Annotated in this window: 15 protein-coding genes; 6 read left to right on the plus strand and 9 right to left on the minus strand. The window is 71.6% G+C overall.

The genetic code is table 11. From position 1 onward, the window contains the following. Nucleotides 1-191: 191 nt before the first annotated feature. The 5 genes from BLT97_RS23205 to ehuB form a co-directional block, all read right to left on the minus strand. A complete protein-coding gene (locus tag BLT97_RS23205; RefSeq protein WP_093613671.1) occupies nt 192-953 on the minus strand; it encodes an IclR family transcriptional regulator in 762 nt (253 codons plus the stop codon). A 231-nt stretch (nt 954-1,184) separates the two neighbouring features. Further along, nucleotides 1,185-2,015 (minus strand): ectoine/hydroxyectoine ABC transporter ATP-binding protein EhuA, encoded by an 831-nt coding sequence (ehuA, locus tag BLT97_RS23210; RefSeq protein ID WP_093613303.1) that lies wholly within the window; start codon nt 2,013-2,015, stop codon nt 1,185-1,187. After that, entirely contained in the window at nt 2,005-2,652 is a 648-nt protein-coding gene (ehuD, locus tag BLT97_RS23215; protein ID WP_093613305.1) for an ectoine/hydroxyectoine ABC transporter permease subunit EhuD, read from the minus strand. Before ehuD ends, ehuA begins: the two co-directional genes overlap by 11 nt. Further along, nucleotides 2,649-3,398 carry an ectoine/hydroxyectoine ABC transporter permease subunit EhuC gene (gene ehuC / locus BLT97_RS23220; protein WP_093613307.1) on the minus strand — a complete coding sequence of 250 codons (750 nt, stop codon included), beginning with the start codon at nt 3,396-3,398 and terminating at the stop codon, nt 2,649-2,651. Before ehuC ends, ehuD begins: the two co-directional genes overlap by 4 nt. A 2-nt stretch (nt 3,399-3,400) precedes the next feature. Next, entirely contained in the window at nt 3,401-4,360 is a 960-nt protein-coding gene (gene ehuB / locus BLT97_RS23225) for an ectoine/hydroxyectoine ABC transporter substrate-binding protein EhuB (RefSeq protein WP_176953871.1), read from the minus strand. Between the two features lie 137 nt (nt 4,361-4,497). Here ehuB and BLT97_RS23230 point away from each other — a divergent pair, with 137 nt between their 5' ends. Then, nucleotides 4,498-4,986, plus strand: a complete 489-nt coding sequence (locus BLT97_RS23230; RefSeq protein WP_093613311.1) for a DUF3830 family protein — start codon at nt 4,498-4,500, stop codon at nt 4,984-4,986. Between the two features lie 35 nt (nt 4,987-5,021). Here BLT97_RS23230 and BLT97_RS23235 read toward each other — a convergent pair whose 3' ends face one another. Continuing rightward, nucleotides 5,022-6,419, minus strand: a complete 1,398-nt coding sequence (locus BLT97_RS23235) for an amidase (protein WP_093613313.1) — start codon at nt 6,417-6,419, stop codon at nt 5,022-5,024. 65 nt (nt 6,420-6,484) lie between these two features. After that, on the minus strand, nt 6,485-7,450 hold the full coding sequence (locus tag BLT97_RS23240; RefSeq protein ID WP_093613315.1) for a D-2-hydroxyacid dehydrogenase: 966 nt from the start codon (nt 7,448-7,450) through the stop codon (nt 6,485-6,487). A 602-nt stretch (nt 7,451-8,052) separates the two neighbouring features. On the opposite strand from BLT97_RS23240, the gene BLT97_RS23245 reads away from it, so the two are divergent. Then, nucleotides 8,053-8,976: a maleate cis-trans isomerase family protein gene (locus BLT97_RS23245; RefSeq protein WP_093613317.1), complete on the plus strand. Its 924-nt coding sequence runs from the start codon at nt 8,053-8,055 to the stop codon at nt 8,974-8,976. 33 nt (nt 8,977-9,009) lie between these two features. Next, complete coding sequence (locus BLT97_RS23250) at nt 9,010-9,747, plus strand: maleate cis-trans isomerase family protein (protein WP_093613319.1); 738 nt, start codon at nt 9,010-9,012, stop codon at nt 9,745-9,747. Between the two features lie 97 nt (nt 9,748-9,844). Here BLT97_RS23250 and BLT97_RS23255 read toward each other — a convergent pair whose 3' ends face one another. Next, a complete protein-coding gene (locus BLT97_RS23255) occupies nt 9,845-10,948 on the minus strand; it encodes an LLM class flavin-dependent oxidoreductase (RefSeq protein ID WP_245769505.1) in 1,104 nt (367 codons plus the stop codon). Nucleotides 10,949-11,119: 171 nt separating this feature from the next. Then, nucleotides 11,120-12,847 carry a putative bifunctional diguanylate cyclase/phosphodiesterase gene (locus BLT97_RS23260; protein ID WP_245769519.1) on the minus strand — a complete coding sequence of 576 codons (1,728 nt, stop codon included), beginning with the start codon at nt 12,845-12,847 and terminating at the stop codon, nt 11,120-11,122. 799 nt (nt 12,848-13,646) lie between these two features. Between BLT97_RS23260 and BLT97_RS23265 the strand changes: the two genes are divergently transcribed. The 3 genes from BLT97_RS23265 (at nt 13,647) to BLT97_RS23275 (ending at nt 16,841) form a co-directional block, all read left to right on the plus strand. Next, complete coding sequence (locus tag BLT97_RS23265; RefSeq protein ID WP_093613321.1) at nt 13,647-14,795, plus strand: M6 family metalloprotease domain-containing protein; 1,149 nt, start codon at nt 13,647-13,649, stop codon at nt 14,793-14,795. A gap of 172 nt (nt 14,796-14,967) precedes the next feature. Continuing rightward, nucleotides 14,968-15,945, plus strand: a complete 978-nt coding sequence (locus BLT97_RS23270) for an ATP-binding cassette domain-containing protein (protein WP_093613323.1) — start codon at nt 14,968-14,970, stop codon at nt 15,943-15,945. A gap of 62 nt (nt 15,946-16,007) precedes the next feature. Beyond that, nucleotides 16,008-16,841, plus strand: a complete 834-nt coding sequence (locus BLT97_RS23275; RefSeq protein WP_093613325.1) for an ABC transporter permease — start codon at nt 16,008-16,010, stop codon at nt 16,839-16,841. Nucleotides 16,842-16,907: the final 66 nt, after the last annotated feature.

Consider the following 16,907-nt stretch of genomic DNA (forward strand, 5'->3'; position numbering starts at 1 on the left):
ATGAAAGCAGCATCAGCGGGTCCGGGGTTCGAGTCCCTGGCGGCGCACGCGAAGACAAGGCCCTCCGCTTCGGCGGGGGGCCTTCGTCATGCCCGCAGTGGTAGGGCCGTCACAAGCGGCCGGCCGGCCTTACGCCCACAAACGGGCGGGACCGGCACTCGCCCGCCCCGCCCGCAGCTCGAATCGAACCCTCAGATCGCCAAAGACAACAGCACCGGCGCCGCGCCCCGGTTCAGCGTGTCCGCGGCGGCGCGCAGGCGGTGGGCGTGCTCGACCGGCATCGACAGCGCCAGGCAGCCGACCGCCGCGCCCGCCGTGATCGGGACCGCCGCGCAGACCGTGCCGACCGCGCACTCCTGGAGGTCCAGGACCGGGACGGTCGGGGGCTGGGCGTCGAGGCGGCTGAACAGCAGGCGCTCGTTCGTGATCGTGCGCGAGGTCAGGCGGGCCGGCTTGTGGCGGGAGAGGTGGTCCCGGCGGCCGTTGATGTCGAGCTGGGTGAGGAGCGACTTGCCGACCGCGCTCGCGTGGGCCGCGGAGCGGAAGTCCACCCATTCGTTGACCGCGGGGGCCTCGGGGCCCGCCGCGTACTGCATGATGCGGACCTCGCCGTCCACGTACCGGCTGATGTAGACCGCCGCGCCCACGGAGTCGCGGAGGCGGTCGAGGGTGACCTGGAGCTGGTCCGTGATGGCCTGCTCGCGGCCCGGCGAGGAAGAGCCGAGGCGGGAGAGCGCGTCACCGCTCACGTACGCACCGTCGGTGTCCTGCTGGATGTAGCCCTCGCGGCGCAGCATGAGCAGCAGGGCGGACAACTGCCCTGCGGGCAGGCCGGTTTCGCGGGCGATCTGGACATCCGTCACGCCCGCAGCGTGCCGCGCCACGGTTTCGAGCACGCGTAAGGCGTGCTGCACCGAGTGGTACGGCGCGGTCGACTCAGGCTTCAGCGCCACGGTTTCCCCCTGCATGGACCGGTTCCGGACAGCTGGGCTCGGTACCACGATAGCCGCCAAACGGGTTGCACGGAGGGGCTGTTGACGAGATTGATGGCGCGCTCCCGGCGGCGGACGGGCCGCCTGTCCAGGAACGCGCCACCCTGGCATATGCCACAGTCACTCGCTGGAGCCACTAGCTCGGTGATTGTGCCGGTCACCGGTCCGGCGGCCGCCGTTCACCCAGCGAAGTCACAGGACTGCGCTGAGGAATTCCCGGGTGCGTTCGTGATCGGGATCACCGAAGATCTTGTCCGGCGAGCCCGACTCGATGACCTTGCCGCCGTCGAACATCAGGACCTGGTCCGAGATGTCGCGGGCGAAGTTCATCTCGTGGGTCACGCAGAGCATCGTGATGTCGGTGGTGCGCGCGACGTCGCGGAGCACGTCGAGGACCCCCGCGACGAGCTCCGGGTCGAGCGCCGAGGTCACCTCGTCGAGCAGCAGCACCTGCGGCCGCATCGCCAACGCGCGGGCGATCGCGACACGTTGCTGCTGACCGCCCGACAGGCGCGAGGGGTAGTCGTTGCAGCGGTCCGCGAGCCCCACCATGTCCAGGAGTTCGCGGGCGCGCGCCTCGGCCTCGTCCTTGGACAGGCCGAGCACCTGCACCGGCGCCTCCATGATGTTCTGAAGGACCCGCATGTTCGGGAACAGGTTGAACTGCTGGAAGACCATCCCGATGTTCTTGCGGACCTCGCGGATGTGCTTCTCGCCGGCCGGCACCAGCTTGCCGCCGCGCTCCTCGTGGGTGAGGTAGTCCCCGTTCACCTTGATGGTGCCCTCGTCGGGCTTCACCAGGGTCATGAGCAGCCGCAGGATCGTGGTCTTGCCGGAGCCCGACGGGCCGATGAGCGTCACGTGCTTGCCCGAGTCCACGGAGAAGCAGAGGTTGTCGAGCACCGTGTTGCCGCCGAAGCGCTTGGTGACCTTGTCGAAGCGGATCAGTTCGCTGCCGTCGACCGCGGGGTTCTGATGCGGGTCGGCGGGCGTGGGATCGGTGGGAGTGGTGTCAGCGGACAAGACGACGCTCCAGGGCTCGGAGAAGTACAGAAGCCGGGTAGGCGATGACGATGAAGGCGATGCCGACGACGCTGATCGCCTCGAAGGTGAAGGTCTCGTTGCTGAAGCCGCGTGCCTCGCCGAGCATTTCGAGGGCACCGATGGCGGCCAGCTGCGGGGATTCCTTCAGCATGACGATGACGTAGTTGCCGAGTGCGGGTACCACGCGGCGCACGGCCTGCGGCAGGATCACCGCGTACCACGTACGGGACTTGGGCAGGCTGAGCGCGGTGGCCGCCTCCCACTGACCCGCGGGCACGCCGTCGATGCCGGCGCGGTAGACCTCGCTGGTGTACGTGGAGTAGTGCAGGCCGAGGCCGACGATGCCCGTGACGAGCGGGGACATCGACGGACCCCAGGACGGCACCACGTAGAAGAGGAAGAACAGCTGGACGAGCAGCGGAGTGTTGCGGACGAACTCCGTGAACGCCGCGACGGGCCAGCGGACCCAGCGGTGCGTGGAGCGCAGCGCGATCGCCCAGACCAGGCCGAGGGCGAAGGCGATGACCACACCGCCGGCCAGCGCCTGGAGGGTGACGAGGACGCCGTCCCAGAACCGCGGCATGAACGCGTCGACGTTGGACCAGTCCCAGTTCACTTGGCACCCCCCGTACCCGCAGTGCCGGCCGTACCGGTCACCGCGTCGATGGCCCCGCGCTCGCGCAGGCCGCCGAACAGGCCGCCCTTCGGCGGCGCCTGGCCGAGCTTGGCCTTGGCGCGCCGCTCCAGGAGGCGCATCCCGCGGGTGAGCAGGAAGGCGAGGACGAAGTAGACGACGAGGAGCAGCGTGTAGACGGGCGCGCTGTCACCGGTGACCAGGCGCTGGAGGTTCCCCGCGAAGGTCATGTCGGCCACGACGATCAGGGAGACCAGCGAGGTGCCCTTGAGCAGCTCGATCAGCAGGTTGTTGAACGGCGGCAGCATCTCGGGCCAGGCCTGCGGGATCTCGATCCGGCGAAGGCGCTGCACGCGCGTGAAGTTGAGGGCGATGCCGGCCTCGCGCTGGGCGGGCGGCACCGCGGCGAGGGCGCCGCGCACGATCTCGGAGCCGTACGCCCCGTAGGTCATGCCGAGCGCGATGACGCCGGCGGCCATGCCGATGAACTTGATCTGGAACAGCATCGGGACCGTGAAGGCGATCCAGAACATGAAGACCAGGGAGGAGGTCGAGCGGAAGACCTCGAAGTAGATGCCGGCCAGGATCCGCACGATGCGGCTGGGTGCGGTGCGCGCGAGGCCGATCACGAAGGAGATCACGAAGGCGAGCGCGGCGCTGAGGAAGGTGACCTGGACGGTGATCCACACACCGGGCAGGAACCAGCTCTGGAAGAAAGCTCCGGTCATGGTCAGGCGCCTCCCCTTCCGGCAGGCGGACAGAGCTTCTCGACGGTGAGGTCGGTCATCTCGTCCTGCGTGAAGCCGAACGGCTTGACCACGCGCAGGAGTTCGCCGCTCTCCTTCATCTTGTGGAGCTCTTCGTTGAAGGCGTCGCGCAGGTTGCTCTCGGAGAGCCGGAACGCGAACCCGCCCGCTCCGTAGGCCGGTTCGCCCTCGACGATCGGCTGGAAGGGTTCGGTGGCCTCGACGCCGCGCTTGCCCTTCACGACCTCCTTGACCGTGACGTTCGTGCCCGCGAAGGCATCGACGCGGCCCTGGCGCACGGCGTCGAGTCCGGCCACCTGGTCGGGCAGCACCATGACTTCCTTGACGCCGTTGGCCTTGGCGTACTCGATCTCGGCGTACGCGGTGCCGCTCGCGAGTCTGAGGCCCTTCTTGGCGATGTCCTCGTACGTCTTGATGCCGTGCGGGTTGCCCGCCTTCACGATGAAGGCGTCGAGCATGAGGTAGTCGGGGTCGGAGAAGAGCACCTGCTCGCAGCGGTCGGGCGTGATGTACATGCCTGCGGACACCACGTCGAACTGCTGGGCCTGGACGAGCCCCGGTATGAGCGCGCCGAACTCGGTCGGCACCGCGGTCACCTTGGGCACGCCGAGCCGGGGAAAGACGACCTTGGCGATTTCCGGCGCCTCGCCGGTCACGTCGCCGTTCTTGTCGATGTAGCCGAACGGCACCTCGCCGGCGACACCGATCCGTACCGTCCCGGCATCCCTCAGCCGGTCGAGCAGGTCACCACCCTCCATCTTGCCCGGCGCGGGCACGCGGCTGCACGCGCTCACGCCGAGCGTCCCGAACGCCGCCGCGCCCGCGAGCACGGACCGGCGGCGCAGCGTCCGGCCCGTCCATGGCGTGCGGAGCCGGTGCGTCGGACGGTCTTTCCCGTAGTCGTTCCCAAATGGTGGAGCCATGGCCGCGCGGCTACCCGAAGTCATTCGAGATATGCCGATCAATTTCAGCCCCGATTCGGATGGGGCGTTTCCACTTGCCTTCTCACATGCTCACAAGGCGGTGTTGACCCCGTACGGAGCGCCGGGACCATGAAGGGATGACGGAACGCCACATCGAAGTCTCGCTCGACAAGCGCGGTGTCCGCTGCACCGCCCGACTCCTGACCGACCGGGCCCCCGTGACCTGCGCGGCCGTCTGGGACGCGCTGCCGCTCGGCTCGCCGGTCTACCACGCGAAATACGCGCGGAACGAGATCTACGCGCTTTTCCCCGCCTTCGCGGAAAAGGAGCCCCCGCTGGAAAATCCCACGGTGACCCCGATTCCCGGCGACCTGTGCTATTTCACCTTTTCCGATACGGAATTGGGGACAAAGGCGTATGGATACGACACCGAGCAGCGCGGCACGGTGGTCGACCTCGCCCTGTTCTACGAGCGCAACAACCTGCTGCTCAACGGCGACGTGGGCTGGGTCCCCGGCATCGTCTGGGGCCAGGTGGTGGAGGGCCTAGACGCGATGGCCGAAGCCTGCCAGGACCTGTGGCGGGCGGGGGCGCTCGGCGAGACGCTCAGCTTCCGCAGGCTGTGAGTCGGGCTCCGCCCCGCACGTAACTCACGCTCTTGTCACGGCAGTTGCGGGGCGGGGACCGAAGCGGCCCCCGCCTCGTACAGCGCCTGGGCCGCCCGCAGGACCAGCGCGTCCTTGTGCCGGGCCGCCACCAACTGCACCCCGATCGGCAGCCCGTCGCCGTCCACCCCGCAGGGGACGGTGGCGGCGGGCTGCTGGGTGAGGTTGAAGGGGTACGTGAACGGGGTCCAGCCGGTCCAGCGGCCGCGCCCGCTCGGGGTCTCGCGGCCCGCCTCGAAGGCGGTGAGCGGCAGCGTCGGGGTGACCAGGAGGTCGTACGCGGAGTGGAAGCGCCCCATGCGGCGGCCCAGGTCCATGCGGACGTCCACCGCGGCGAGGTAGTCCAGGGCCGAGTAGCGGGCGCCGCGCAGCGCGACCTCGCGCAGGCCCGGATCGAGAGCGGCGCGCTGCTCCTTGTTGAAGTGCTGGGTGACGCGGGCCGCGCCGGAGAACCACAGGGTGTGGAAGGCCTCGACGGGGTCGCTGAAGTCGGGATCGGCCTCCTCGACGTACGCGCCGAGCTGCGCGAGCCGCTCGACGGCCTTGCGCACGGCGGACGCGACCTGGGGCGCGACGGCGACCTGGCCGCCGAAGGAGGCCGAGTAGGCGACGCGCAGGCCGCGCACCCCGTCGCCGAGGCCCTCGCGGAAGGAGCCCTCGGCGGGCCCGAGCCCGGACCAGTCGCGGTGGTCGGCGCCGCTGATCACGTCCATGACCAGGGCCGCGTCGGCGGCGTCCAGGGTCATCGGGCCCACGTGCGCGAGGGTGCCGAAGGCGCTGGCCGGGTAGAGCGGGACCCGGCCGTAGGTGGGCTTGAGCGCGAAGATGCCGCAGAAGGCGCCGGGGATGCGCACGCTGCCCCCGCCGTCCGTGCCGAGCGCGACGGGTCCGGCGCCGAGGGCCACGGCGGCCGCCGCTCCCCCGCTGGAGCCGCCGGCGGTGCGCGAAGGGTCGTACGGGTTGCGCGTGATGCCCGAGACCGGGCTGTCGGTGACGCCCTTCCAGCCGTACTCGGGGGTGGTGGTCTTGCCGAGGAACACCGCGCCGTGCTCGCGCAGCCGCGCCACGGACGGTGCGTCCTCGTCCCAACGGCCGTCCAGACGCGTGGCCTTGGAGCCGCGCAGGGTGGGCCCGCCCTTCTGGAGCAGGATGTCCTTGACGGACACGGGCACGCCGTCGAGCAGGCCTTCCGGCTCCCCGCGCCGCCAGCGCGCCGCCGACTCCTCGGCCTGGCGCAGGGCCGCCTCGGCGTCCACGCGCACGAACGCGTTGACCGCCGGTTCCGTCTGCTCGATCCGGTCGAGCGCCGCGCGGGTGGCGTCTACGGGGGTCAACTCCCCTTTCCCGTAAGCCGCGACGAGTTGTACGGCGGTCATCCTGCCGAGCTCGGCCATGCGCCCTCCCCTGTCCGCTGACGGTCGACCCATCGACGATCACTCCAGGCGATCATCGCCCGCGGTCAATGTCCAGGGACATACCCGCGTTTCTTGTCGATCACGTTCTTGAGCGGCTTCCCGGCCGCCCACCGCTCGTACAACTCCACGAACTGCACGGCGAGTTCGTCGCGCCAGCCGATGATGTCCCCGCTCATGTGCGGTGAGACGACCAGCCCCGGGACCTCCCACAGCGGGCTGTCCTCGGGCAGCGGCTCGGTCTCGAAGACGTCGAGGGCGGCGCCCGCGATCCAGCGCCGCCGCAGCGCCTCCACCAGGTCGTCCTGGACCACCAGCGGCCCGCGGCCCACGTTGACGAAGTACGCCGACGGCTGCATCACGCCGAAGCGGCGGGTGTCGAACATGCCGCGGGTGGAGTCCGTGAGCGGCGCCGCGCACACCACCCAGTCCGCGTGTGCGAGCAGCCGGTCCAGGTCGCCGGGGCCGTGGATGCCGGTGCGCGGGGTGCGGCCGACCACGGCGGCCTGGATGCCAAGTGCCTTGAGACCGGCGGCGATCGCCCGGCCGATCGGTCCGGAGCCGACCACACACGCCCGCGTCCCCGCGACCCGCCGGGTCTCGCGGTGCCGCCACTCGCGGCGGCGCTGGAGGTCGAGGGTGCGCGGCAGGTCCTTCGCGAAGGCCAGCACGAGCCCGGCCACGTACTCGGCGATCGGCTCGTCGAAGATGCCGCGCGCGTTGGTCACCACCGTGTCGGAGGCGACGAGTTCGGGGCTCATGAGGTGGTCGGCGCCGGCGCTCGCGGTGTGCACCCACACCGGCCGCGGGCCCTCGCCGGGCCAGGCGGTGCGCAGGGCCTGGGAGTGGAAGTCCCAGACCAGCAGCACATCGGCCTCGGGCAGCCGCTCGGCGAGCCGCGCCTCGTCGGTGTGCACGATGCGGGCGCGCCCGGTGAGCTTGCCCAGGCGCGGCGGCGGGTCGGCGTCGAGCACCAGCAGCGTGGGGCGGGTGGCGCGCGACCGTCCGGTCATGGCGGGGAAACCGTTCTGCAATGCGGGTCCGCTTCCCTGGAGTTGGCGTGGTCCGGCGCGGGCGCCCGGTGCGGGCACCCGTGTTGAGCTGCGCGCAGGCACGGCGGGGCGCTATGCGGAGGCCTCGCGAAACGCCTCCGAAGGCAACCGTCTGAAGTGCACGGATTGACCACGCTGGCACCCGAATCTACCTTCGTCAACACGGGCTCTGCACAAGCCCGTACTCCTCGGCACACCTACAGACAGGTACCGACACTTCAGTCGATCGGGCCTCACATCGGGCTTCACCACGAGGCGCACCACCGGGCTTCACCACGAAGCGCACCACCGGCTTCGGCACGAAGCACACCACCGGGCTTCCGCACGAAGTGCACGACCGGCTTCGGCAAGAAGCGCACCACCGGGCCTCACTCGCCACCCGTCCCGACGTCCCGGCAGCCGCTGCCGGTCTCCGCTCGTCACCTGTCCCGACGTCCCCGGCACCCGCTGCCGGTCTCCGCACCACCGGCGCGCTGCCGCCGGAACCGCACCCTCCGGCCCCCGGCCGGCCCTTGGAGCTGCTCAGCTCTCCTCCCCAACTGCTCTGTCCAAAGGGGCCAGTCATGGACGTCTCCTGTCTCGGTGGACCTCACCCGCAGCGCGGCATCGGCGTGGTCGCGCCCTTCGACTTCGCTCTCGACCGCGAGCTGTGGCGCTGGGTCCCCGACGAGATCTCGCTGTACGTCACGCGCACGCCGTACGTCCCCGTCGAGGTCAGCCTCGATCTCGCCCGGCTCGTCAGCGAGCACCAGACCCTGCACGAGGCGGTACGGGCGCTCATCGCCGCCGAGCCCGAGGTGATCGCGTACGCCTGCACCTCCGGCAGTTTCGTGGACGGCGCCCTGGGCGAACGCACGATGTGCGCGGCCATGGAAGCGGCCGGCGAGGTGCCGGCGCTGACCACCTCGGGCGCGCTGATCGCCGCGCTGCACGAGCTCGGCGCCCGGCGGATCGCGCTGGTCACGCCGTACACCGCCTCGGTGACCCGGTCCCTGGAGGACTATCTCGGCGAGGCCGGGATCGAGGTCGCGGGCCGCTCGTACCTGGGCCTGACCCGGCACATCTGGAAGGTCCCGTACCGCGATGTGGTCGACATGGCGCGGCACGCGGTGGGCCGGCTGCCCGCGATGGTCGACGCGCTCTTCATCAGCTGCACGAACCTGCCCACGTACGACGTGATCCCGCAGCTGGAGGCGGAGCTGCGCATTCCGGTCATTTCGGCGAACCAGGTCACGATGTGGTCGGCCCTGCGTCACATGGGTACGCATGCGGTGGGCCCGTATCAGGCGCTGCTGGATACGGCTGCGAGGCGCATGCTGGTGGGGAGCGACGCGTTACCGGACGGCCCGGTCGTGCCGCTCGTGGACCCGCCGGGCGTCGCGCTGACGGACCCCTCGGCGCTCCCGCTGAAGGAGCTGACGGAGCTGCCGGGGGTGCCGCTGCCCGAGCCGCCGGTGGTGCCGGAGGACCCGGCACTGCCCGAATGACCGCCCGTCCGCCCACGTACCGGGAGGCCGCCCATGACCGCACTCGGATTCCTCTATCCCGGCCACAGCGCCGAGGACGACTACCCGCGGATCGAACAGCTCCTCGGCAGCGACATCCGCCTGACCGTGATCCACACGGACATCGGCGAGGACGCGCACCGCGTGGACGCCCTGCTCGAGATGGGGTCGCCCGAGCGGCTCGCGGCCGGGGTCGAGCAGCTGCGGCACTCGGGCGCCGAGGCCGTGGTCTGGGCGTGCACCAGCGGCAGTTTCGTCTTCGGCTGGGACGGCGCGCACGAGCAGGTGCGCGCGCTGGCGAAGACGGCCGGCCTGCCGGCGTCCAGCACCTCCTTCGCCTTCGCCCACGCCGTACGGGAGTTGGGGGTGGCGCGCGTCGCGGTGGCCGCGACCTACCCGGAGGATGTCGCGGACCACTTCGTGGAGTTCCTGCACGCGGATGGGGTCGAGGTGGTGGCGATGCGCGGCAGCGGCATCATCACGGCCGCCGAGGTGGGCACCTGGGGCCGCGAGGAGGTCCTGGCGCTGGCCCGCGCCGGCGACCATCCGAACGCCCAGGCCGTGCTGCTCCCGGACACCGCCCTGCACACCGCGGCCCATCTGCGCGACCTGGAGGCCGAGTTGGGCAAGCCGGTGCTCACGGCCAACCAGGTCACGGTGTGGGAGGGGCTGCGGCTCGCGGGGCGGCGCGTGAACGCTCCCGAACTCGGCACCCTGTTCATGAAGGAGCCGGTGATCCAGGTACCGGAGTGAGGACGGGGGCGGGCCCGGAGTGCGCGCGGAGCCCTGAGCAGGGTGCGTGCCGGGGCCGGGCGCCCCGGGTGTCGGGCCCGGGCACCGGTCCGTCGGCTCAGGAAGCGGCCGTCATCCCGTACGCGTCCGCGACGAGCTCGTACGAGCGCAGCCGCGCCTGGCCGCTGTGGGCGTTGGCGGTCAGCATCAGCTCGTCGGCGCCGGTGCGCTTCTGCAGCTCGTCGAGGCCCTCGCGGACGGCGTCGGGGGTGCCGTGGACGATGTTCTTCAGCCAGCCGTCGACGAACTCCCGCTCCAGCGGGCTGAATTCGTACGCCTCCGCCTCCTCGGGCGTCGGGATCAGGCCGGGCCGTCCGGTGCGCAGGCGCAGCATGGACAGCGCCCCGGTCATCACCTGGCGGCGCGCCTCGCGCTCGTCCTCGGTGGCGAGCGCGGCGACGCCGATCATCGCGTACGGCTCGTCGAGCACCTCGCTCGGCCGGAACGTCTCGCGGTAGAGGTCGAGCGCCGGGAGCGTGTTCTGCGCGGAGAAGTGGTGCGCGAAGGCGAAGGGCAGGCCGAGCACGGCGGCGAGCCGCGCGCTGAACCCGGAGGAGCCGAGCAGCCACACGGGCGGCCGGCCCGCGGGCCCCTGCACCGGTCCGGGAACGGCGTGGATCCGCGCGTACGGGTGCCCGTCCTGGAAGTCGTCGTCGAGGAACCGGGTCAGCTCGGAGAGCTGCTGCGGGAAGTCGTCGGCGCCCTCGTTGAGGTGGTCGGTGCGGCGCAGGGCGGCGGCGGTGGCGCCGTCGGTGCCGGGCGCGCGCCCGAGCCCGAGGTCGATCCGGCCCGGGGCCATGGCCTCCAGCGTGCCGAACTGCTCGGCGATCACCAGCGGGGCGTGGTTGGGCAGCATGACGCCGCCCGAGCCGAGCCGGATGCGCTCGGTGTGGGCGGCGAGGTGGGCGAGGATCACGGCGGGCGAGCTGGAGGCGACCCCGGGCATCGAGTGGTGCTCGGCCACCCAGTAGCGGTGGTAGCCGCGGGACTCGGCGGTGCGCGCGATACCGACGCTGGTGCGCAGGGCCTGCGTGGCGGTGCTGCCCTTGCCGACGGTGGCGAGGTCCAGGACGGAGAGGGGGACGGGGGCGCTGCCCCTGGCCTGTCCGCGGATGTCGTCCCCTCCGCGGATTCCGTCTCGTCCGCGGCTGTCGTCGCTCACCGGGTGCCTCCTGTACGTGGCCTTGCGTCGTGGTGCGTCAGGAGAACCCCGGCCGGGGGCGGGTCTATTCCGGTGGAATGGTGTGGGCCGGGCCACGCCGGTGCGGCCGGGGCGGGGGTCAGGCGGGGCATGCGGGGTCAGGCGGCGCGGCAGGTCAGACGCGCGGGCGGGTCAGGCAGGCCCGTCGCCCCTGAGGAGCGCCGAGATCCGCTCGGGCGGCACGGCCCGCGAGTAGTGCCAGCCCTGCCCCGTGTCGCAGCCGATGGAGCGCAGGCGGTCCGCCTGGAGGGCGGTCTCCACGCACTCCGCGGTGACCGTGAGGCCGAGCCGGTGGGCGAGCTGGACCATGGCCTCGACGATGGTCGCGTCCGCCGGATTGGCGTGGGCGCTGCCGTCCTCGTACTGGAAACCGCGGACGAACGAGCCGTCCAGCTTCAGGACGGAGACCGGCAGGCGGCTGAGGTAGGCCAGGTTCGAGTAGCCGGTGCCGAAGTCGTCGATCGCGATCCGTACGCCCATGTCCGCGAGGGACTGGAGGGCCTGGAGGGGGCGGCCCGCGGAGCCCATGACGGCGGACTCGGTGAGCTCCAGCTGGAGCAGTTCGGGGGCGAGACCGGTCTCGGCGAGGATCGAGGCGACGTCCGCGACCAGGTCGGAGTCCCAGACCTGGCGCACCGCGACGTTGACCGAGACGAACACCGGCGGCACGTCCGGGTGCTCCAGTTGCCAGCGGCGCGCCTGGGCGCAGGCCGTGCGCAGGACCCAGCGGCCGAGCTGGACGATGGAGCCGTCCTCCTCGGCCAATGTGATGAACCGATTCGGCGTGAGCGTGCCGAACTGCGGGTGGTGCCAGCGCACGAGGGCCTCGACACCGCGGACGCCGCCGTCCTCCAGGCCGACCAACGGCTGGTATTCGAGGGCGAATTCACCGCGCTCGACGGCGGGCCGCAGCGTGGAGGAGAGCGCCTGCCGGGTCATGCGGTGCGCGTTGCGCTCGGGGTCGAAGAGGGTCCAGCGGGCCTTGCCGTCGGCCTTCGCCCAGTACAGCGTGGTGTCGGCGGCCTGCATGAGGTGGGTCGCGGTGGTGCCCGCGGCGCGGCGCTCGACCACGCCGATCGACGCGGAGACCGAGAGCCGCTGGCCGGCCAGGTCGAAGGGCTCCTGGAGCGTCTTCAGAACCGATTCGGCAAGGTCGGCGAGCTGCTCGGTGCCCGTGGAGTCCTCCACGAGCAGCGCGAACTCGTCCCCGCCGAGCCGCGCCACGAGCGGCGCCGCGTGGCCGTGCTTCCAGCGGTCGTACGCGACCTGGTCGGCGCACTGGGTGAGGCGGGCGGCGGCCTCGGCGAGGAGCCGGTCGCCGATGCGGTGGCCGAGGGTGTCGTTGACCGCCTTGAACCCGTCGAGGTCCAGGTAGCACAGACCGATCCGGCCGGTGCCCCCGTCGTCGTACGAGGCGGACTCCAGGGCGCTGGTGAGGCGCTCGAAGAACAGGGTGCGGTTGGGCAGCCGCGTCACCGCGTCGTACATCTGGAGGTGCCGCAGCTGGGCCTGGAGCTCGCGCCGGGCGCTGACGTCGGCGAGCGCGAGCAGCACGGTGGCGGTGCCGGGCACGGGCGAGACGGTGATCTGCGCCCACAGGGCGTGGCCGTCGGAATGCTTGAGCCTGCGGGTGCAGCGGAGCTTGGCCTGCCGGCCGCGCAGCACCTCGCGGTAGGCGTGCCAGGTGCGCGCGTCGGAGGCCAGGTCGACGAGGTCGGCGGCGACCTGGCCGGGCAGCTCGCCTGCGGGGGTGCCGAGGAGCGTGGCGAGCGCGTCGTTGCCGGAGACGACGAAGCCGTCGCGGTCGACGACCGCCATGGCGAAGTGCGCGGCGTGGAAGGCGGCCCGGTAGTCGCGCAGCTCCGCGGCGCTGCGGCCGAGGTGCTCCGCGGGAGCGGGAGCGGGAGCGGGGACGGGCGGGTCGGGCACGGCCGCGTGCAGGGGCGGGTCGGGCACGAGCGGGTCAGGCACGAGCGGATCGACGCCCGCAGGCCCCGTACCGGCCTCGGCACCGAGCGCTTCGGCTCCGAGCGCCTCCGCACGAAGCGCCTCCGCGCCGAGCACCTCCGCACCACCGGCCGGGACCAGGGGTGCGCGGCCCAGGACCGAGGCGGTGTGACGTTCCGTGATCGCCGGCCGGGGGCCCTCGGGGGCCGGGCCCGCCGTGGGTGCCTGTCCTTCGGACGCTCCGCTCACCGCACACTCCCGCTGGCAGTCGTCGTGTTCAGGTCTGGTCGGGGGTGGGCCGGCCGGAAAGTGTGCCGATCATAGAGGCTGGCCGGAGGCCCGTTCCAGTTCCGCCGCGGCCCCGGACCCCCCTCAGGGTCAACTTCCGGACTCCCTTTCCCCAAGCGGCTGTTGCCGACAGATCGTTTCTGCGCAAGTCCCGCCCGGATCGTTTCGTACGCCCTCGATCGCATGCCCGTTTCCTTGCCGGCTGTGACGTTCCGTGAACGCCGGGCATGTCCCCGTCTCACTCGACCGGGCCACCCGAACAGGACGAAGTTGAACAAACCACCACAGGCTGAGGGAGGTGTTCCGTCATCCGCATACGGAGGTCTACGTGCCGCGTCAGCTCCCCTCAGGGGGCCTGCCTCGTGAGGGGGACCGGGCGCGCAGTGCCGCTGCGGCTTTCACGTCTCTTGCGGCGCTCGCATCCATGTCCCTCGTGGCGGGTCCGGCGGTGGCCGAACCGGTGGCGGGCCCCTGCGCCCTCGAGCGCACGGCCGCGCACCACTCGGAGGGCCTGGACACCTGGAACGCCTCGTATCCGCGGCCGGTCGAGAAGCTGGACGCGGTGATGGTGTTCCTCTCCTTCCCGGACGCCGCCCCGCTCGCGACGCCGAAGGAGCTCACGGCCGACTATTTCCCCTCGACCAGCCGCTTCTTCGAGCGCGCCTCGTACGGCCGGTTCCAGCTGCGTCCGCATCCGCGCACGGACTGGATCGAGATGCCGCAGGCCTCGACCGAGTACGGCATAGCGCGGGACTGGGACGCGGACAAGCGGAGCATGTACCTCAAGGACGCGCTGTCCGTGGCCGATCCGGTGGTGGACTTCGGCCGGTACGACATCGTCTACTTCGTGGCCGACCCGGACGCGCCGGGGGTGGACTCGGACGCCACGAAGGTCGTCAACTTCGACGAGCCGCTGCGCGCCGACGGCACCGACGTACGGCGGATCGTCACCGTCTTCGAGCAGCACCCGCCGGACCGCAACGTGCTCGCACACGAGACCGGGCACGTCTTCGACCTGCCGGACCTCTACCACCGGCCGCGCGACGGCAAGGGCGACTGGGACACGCACGTCGGCGACTGGGACGTCATGGGCAGCCAATTCGGCCTGGCCCCCGACCTGTTCGGCTGGCACAAGTGGAAGCTCGGCTGGCTGGAGCCGCACCAGGTGACCTGTGTGCAGGGGTCCGATCCGGGGCTGCTCACGCTCGACCCCGTCGCGGCGCCGGCGGAGCGCGGGCAGGCGGGCGGCACCCGGCTCGCGGTGGTGCGCACCGGGCGGGACAGCGCCATCGCCGTCGAGGCGCGCGGCTCGTCCGGCAACGACGGCCAGACCTGCACCGAGGGCGTCCTCGTCTACCGCGTGCGCAACGAGACGGAGTCCGGCGGCGGCCCCATCCAAGTCCTGGACGCCCACCCGGAGTCGGAGGCCTGCTGGGACGCCTCGGTCTACCCGCCGCTCGCGGACGCGCCCGTACGCGTGGGCGAGACCTTCAAGGTCCCGGGCGAGCGCACCCGGATCCAGGTGGTGGGACGGACGCCGTCGGGGTCGTGGACGGTGAAGATCAGGCCCTGACGGCGCCTCCTCGCCGGCGGAGCTCCCGCCGCTGACAGCCCTCTCCGGTCCGCTGACACCCCTGTCAGACCCCCCGTCAGCTCTGTCAGCCCGCTGTCCGCGTGCTGTCAGGAGCTCCCGGCAGTGTCTTGCCCATCGAGAACGGCAAGCCACCACCGAGGAGTTGACCACCATGTCGTACGCGATCGAGGCCGAGGGTCTGGTCAAGAAGTACGGGGACTTCACCGCCCTGGACGGGGTGGACCTGGAGGTCCCGGCCGGCAAGGTCGTCGGGGTGCTCGGCCCCAACGGCGCCGGCAAGACCACCACCGTGCGCATCCTCGCCACGCTGATGCGCCCCGACGCCGGGCACGCCGTCATCGGCGGGCACGACATCGTCAAGGACCCGGTCAAGGTCCGGCAGCTGATCGGTCTCACCGGGCAGTACGCCTCGGTGGACGAGACCCTGACCGGCACCGAGAACCTCGTCCTGATCGGCCGGCTGCTCGGCCTGTCCCGCCGCGACGCCAGGGCCCGCGCCGCCCAGCTGCTCGAGAACTTCTCCCTGACCGACGCGGCCCGCAAGCCGATCGCCACCTTCTCCGGCGGTATGCGCCGGCGCCTGGACCTCGCGGCGAGCCTGGTCGGACGGCCGCGGGTGCTCTTCCTCGACGAGCCCACCACCGGTCTCGACCCGCACGCACGCAACGAAGTCTGGGACGTCGTACGGAACTTGGTCGCCGACGGCTCCACCGTGCTGCTCACCACGCAGTACCTGGAGGAGGCCGACCAGCTGGCCGACTCCATCACCGTCTTCGACCAGGGCCGCAAGGTCGCCGAGGGCCGCCCCGGTGAGCTCAAGCGGCGCGTCGGCGGACAGGTCCTCCAGGTCCGGCCCACCGTGGCCGCCGACGTGCCGGTGGTGGCGTCGCTCCTCGCCGAACTGTCGGGGCACTCCCCCGCCGAGGACTCCGGGGTCCTGACCGTCCCCGTGGACGACCCGCTGCTCGTCGCCGCGGTCGCCCGCCGGCTCGACGGCGCCGGGATCACCGCCGACGAACTCGGGCTGCGGCTGCCGAGCCTGGACGAGGTCTTCCTCGCCCTGACCGGTCACGCGCCCTCCGCCGCCGAGGACGCGAAGGCCGACGTCCAGCAGCCGGCCACCGTCTGAGCCCCGCCCCCCTTGCCCCGCTCAACTCGCCTTCCCCGTACAGCTTCCCGAGAGGACCCGTCATGAGCACCCAGACCATCTCCGCGCCCGCCCCCGCCACCACCCCCGCCGAACTCTCCGGCCGCGTCGGCCTCGCGCAGACCGTCTCGCACAGCTTCGCCCTCGCGGGCCGCGGCTTCACGAAGTTCATGAAGTCCCCGATCCAGCTGGTCGATGTGGTCCTCACGCCGATCATCACCCTGCTGATGTTCATCTACCTCTTCGGGGAGTCGATGGCCCAAGGAGACACCGACTGGTATCTGCACCACGTCGTCCCCGGTGTGATGGTGATGGCCGTCTTCCAGGCCAGCGTCGGCATCGGCTCCTCGCTCGCCGCGGACGCCAGCACCGGCATCTTCGACCGGTTCCGCTCCATGCCGATCGCCCGCTCCGCCCCGCTGATCGGCGCCGTCCTCGCGGACATCGTGCGTTATGTCGGCTGCCTGGCCACGCTGGTCGTCCTCGCCCTGGTGATGGGCTACCGCTTCGGCACCAACCCGGTCGCCTGGCTCGGCGCGCTCGTGCTGCTCATCGGCTTCGCGCTCAGCTTCTCCTGGATGTCCGTCTACCTGGGCATGCTGATCAAGAACCCGACGTCCGTGCAGGGCCTGATGACCATCCTGATCCTGCCGCTGACCTTCGCCAGCAACGTGTTCATGAAGCCGGAGGGCATGCCCGGCTGGCTCCAGGCCTGGTCCGATGTCAACCCGGTCTCGCTCGTCGCCGACGCGGTGCGCGGTCTGCTGAACGGCGGCCCGGTCGCCGAGGGCCTCACCGGCAGCCTGATCTGGATGGCGGCCATCGTCGCGGTCTTCTTCCCGCTGGCCATGCGCGCCTACCGCAGGAGCGCCGGCTGACCTGGGCCGTGGACAGCGCGCAGTGCCGGGCGGGCCCGCACCTTCACGGTGCGGCCCGCCCGGCTT

This window comes from Streptomyces indicus (assembly GCF_900100315.1).
GTDB lineage: Bacteria > Actinomycetota > Actinomycetes > Streptomycetales > Streptomycetaceae > Streptomyces > Streptomyces indicus.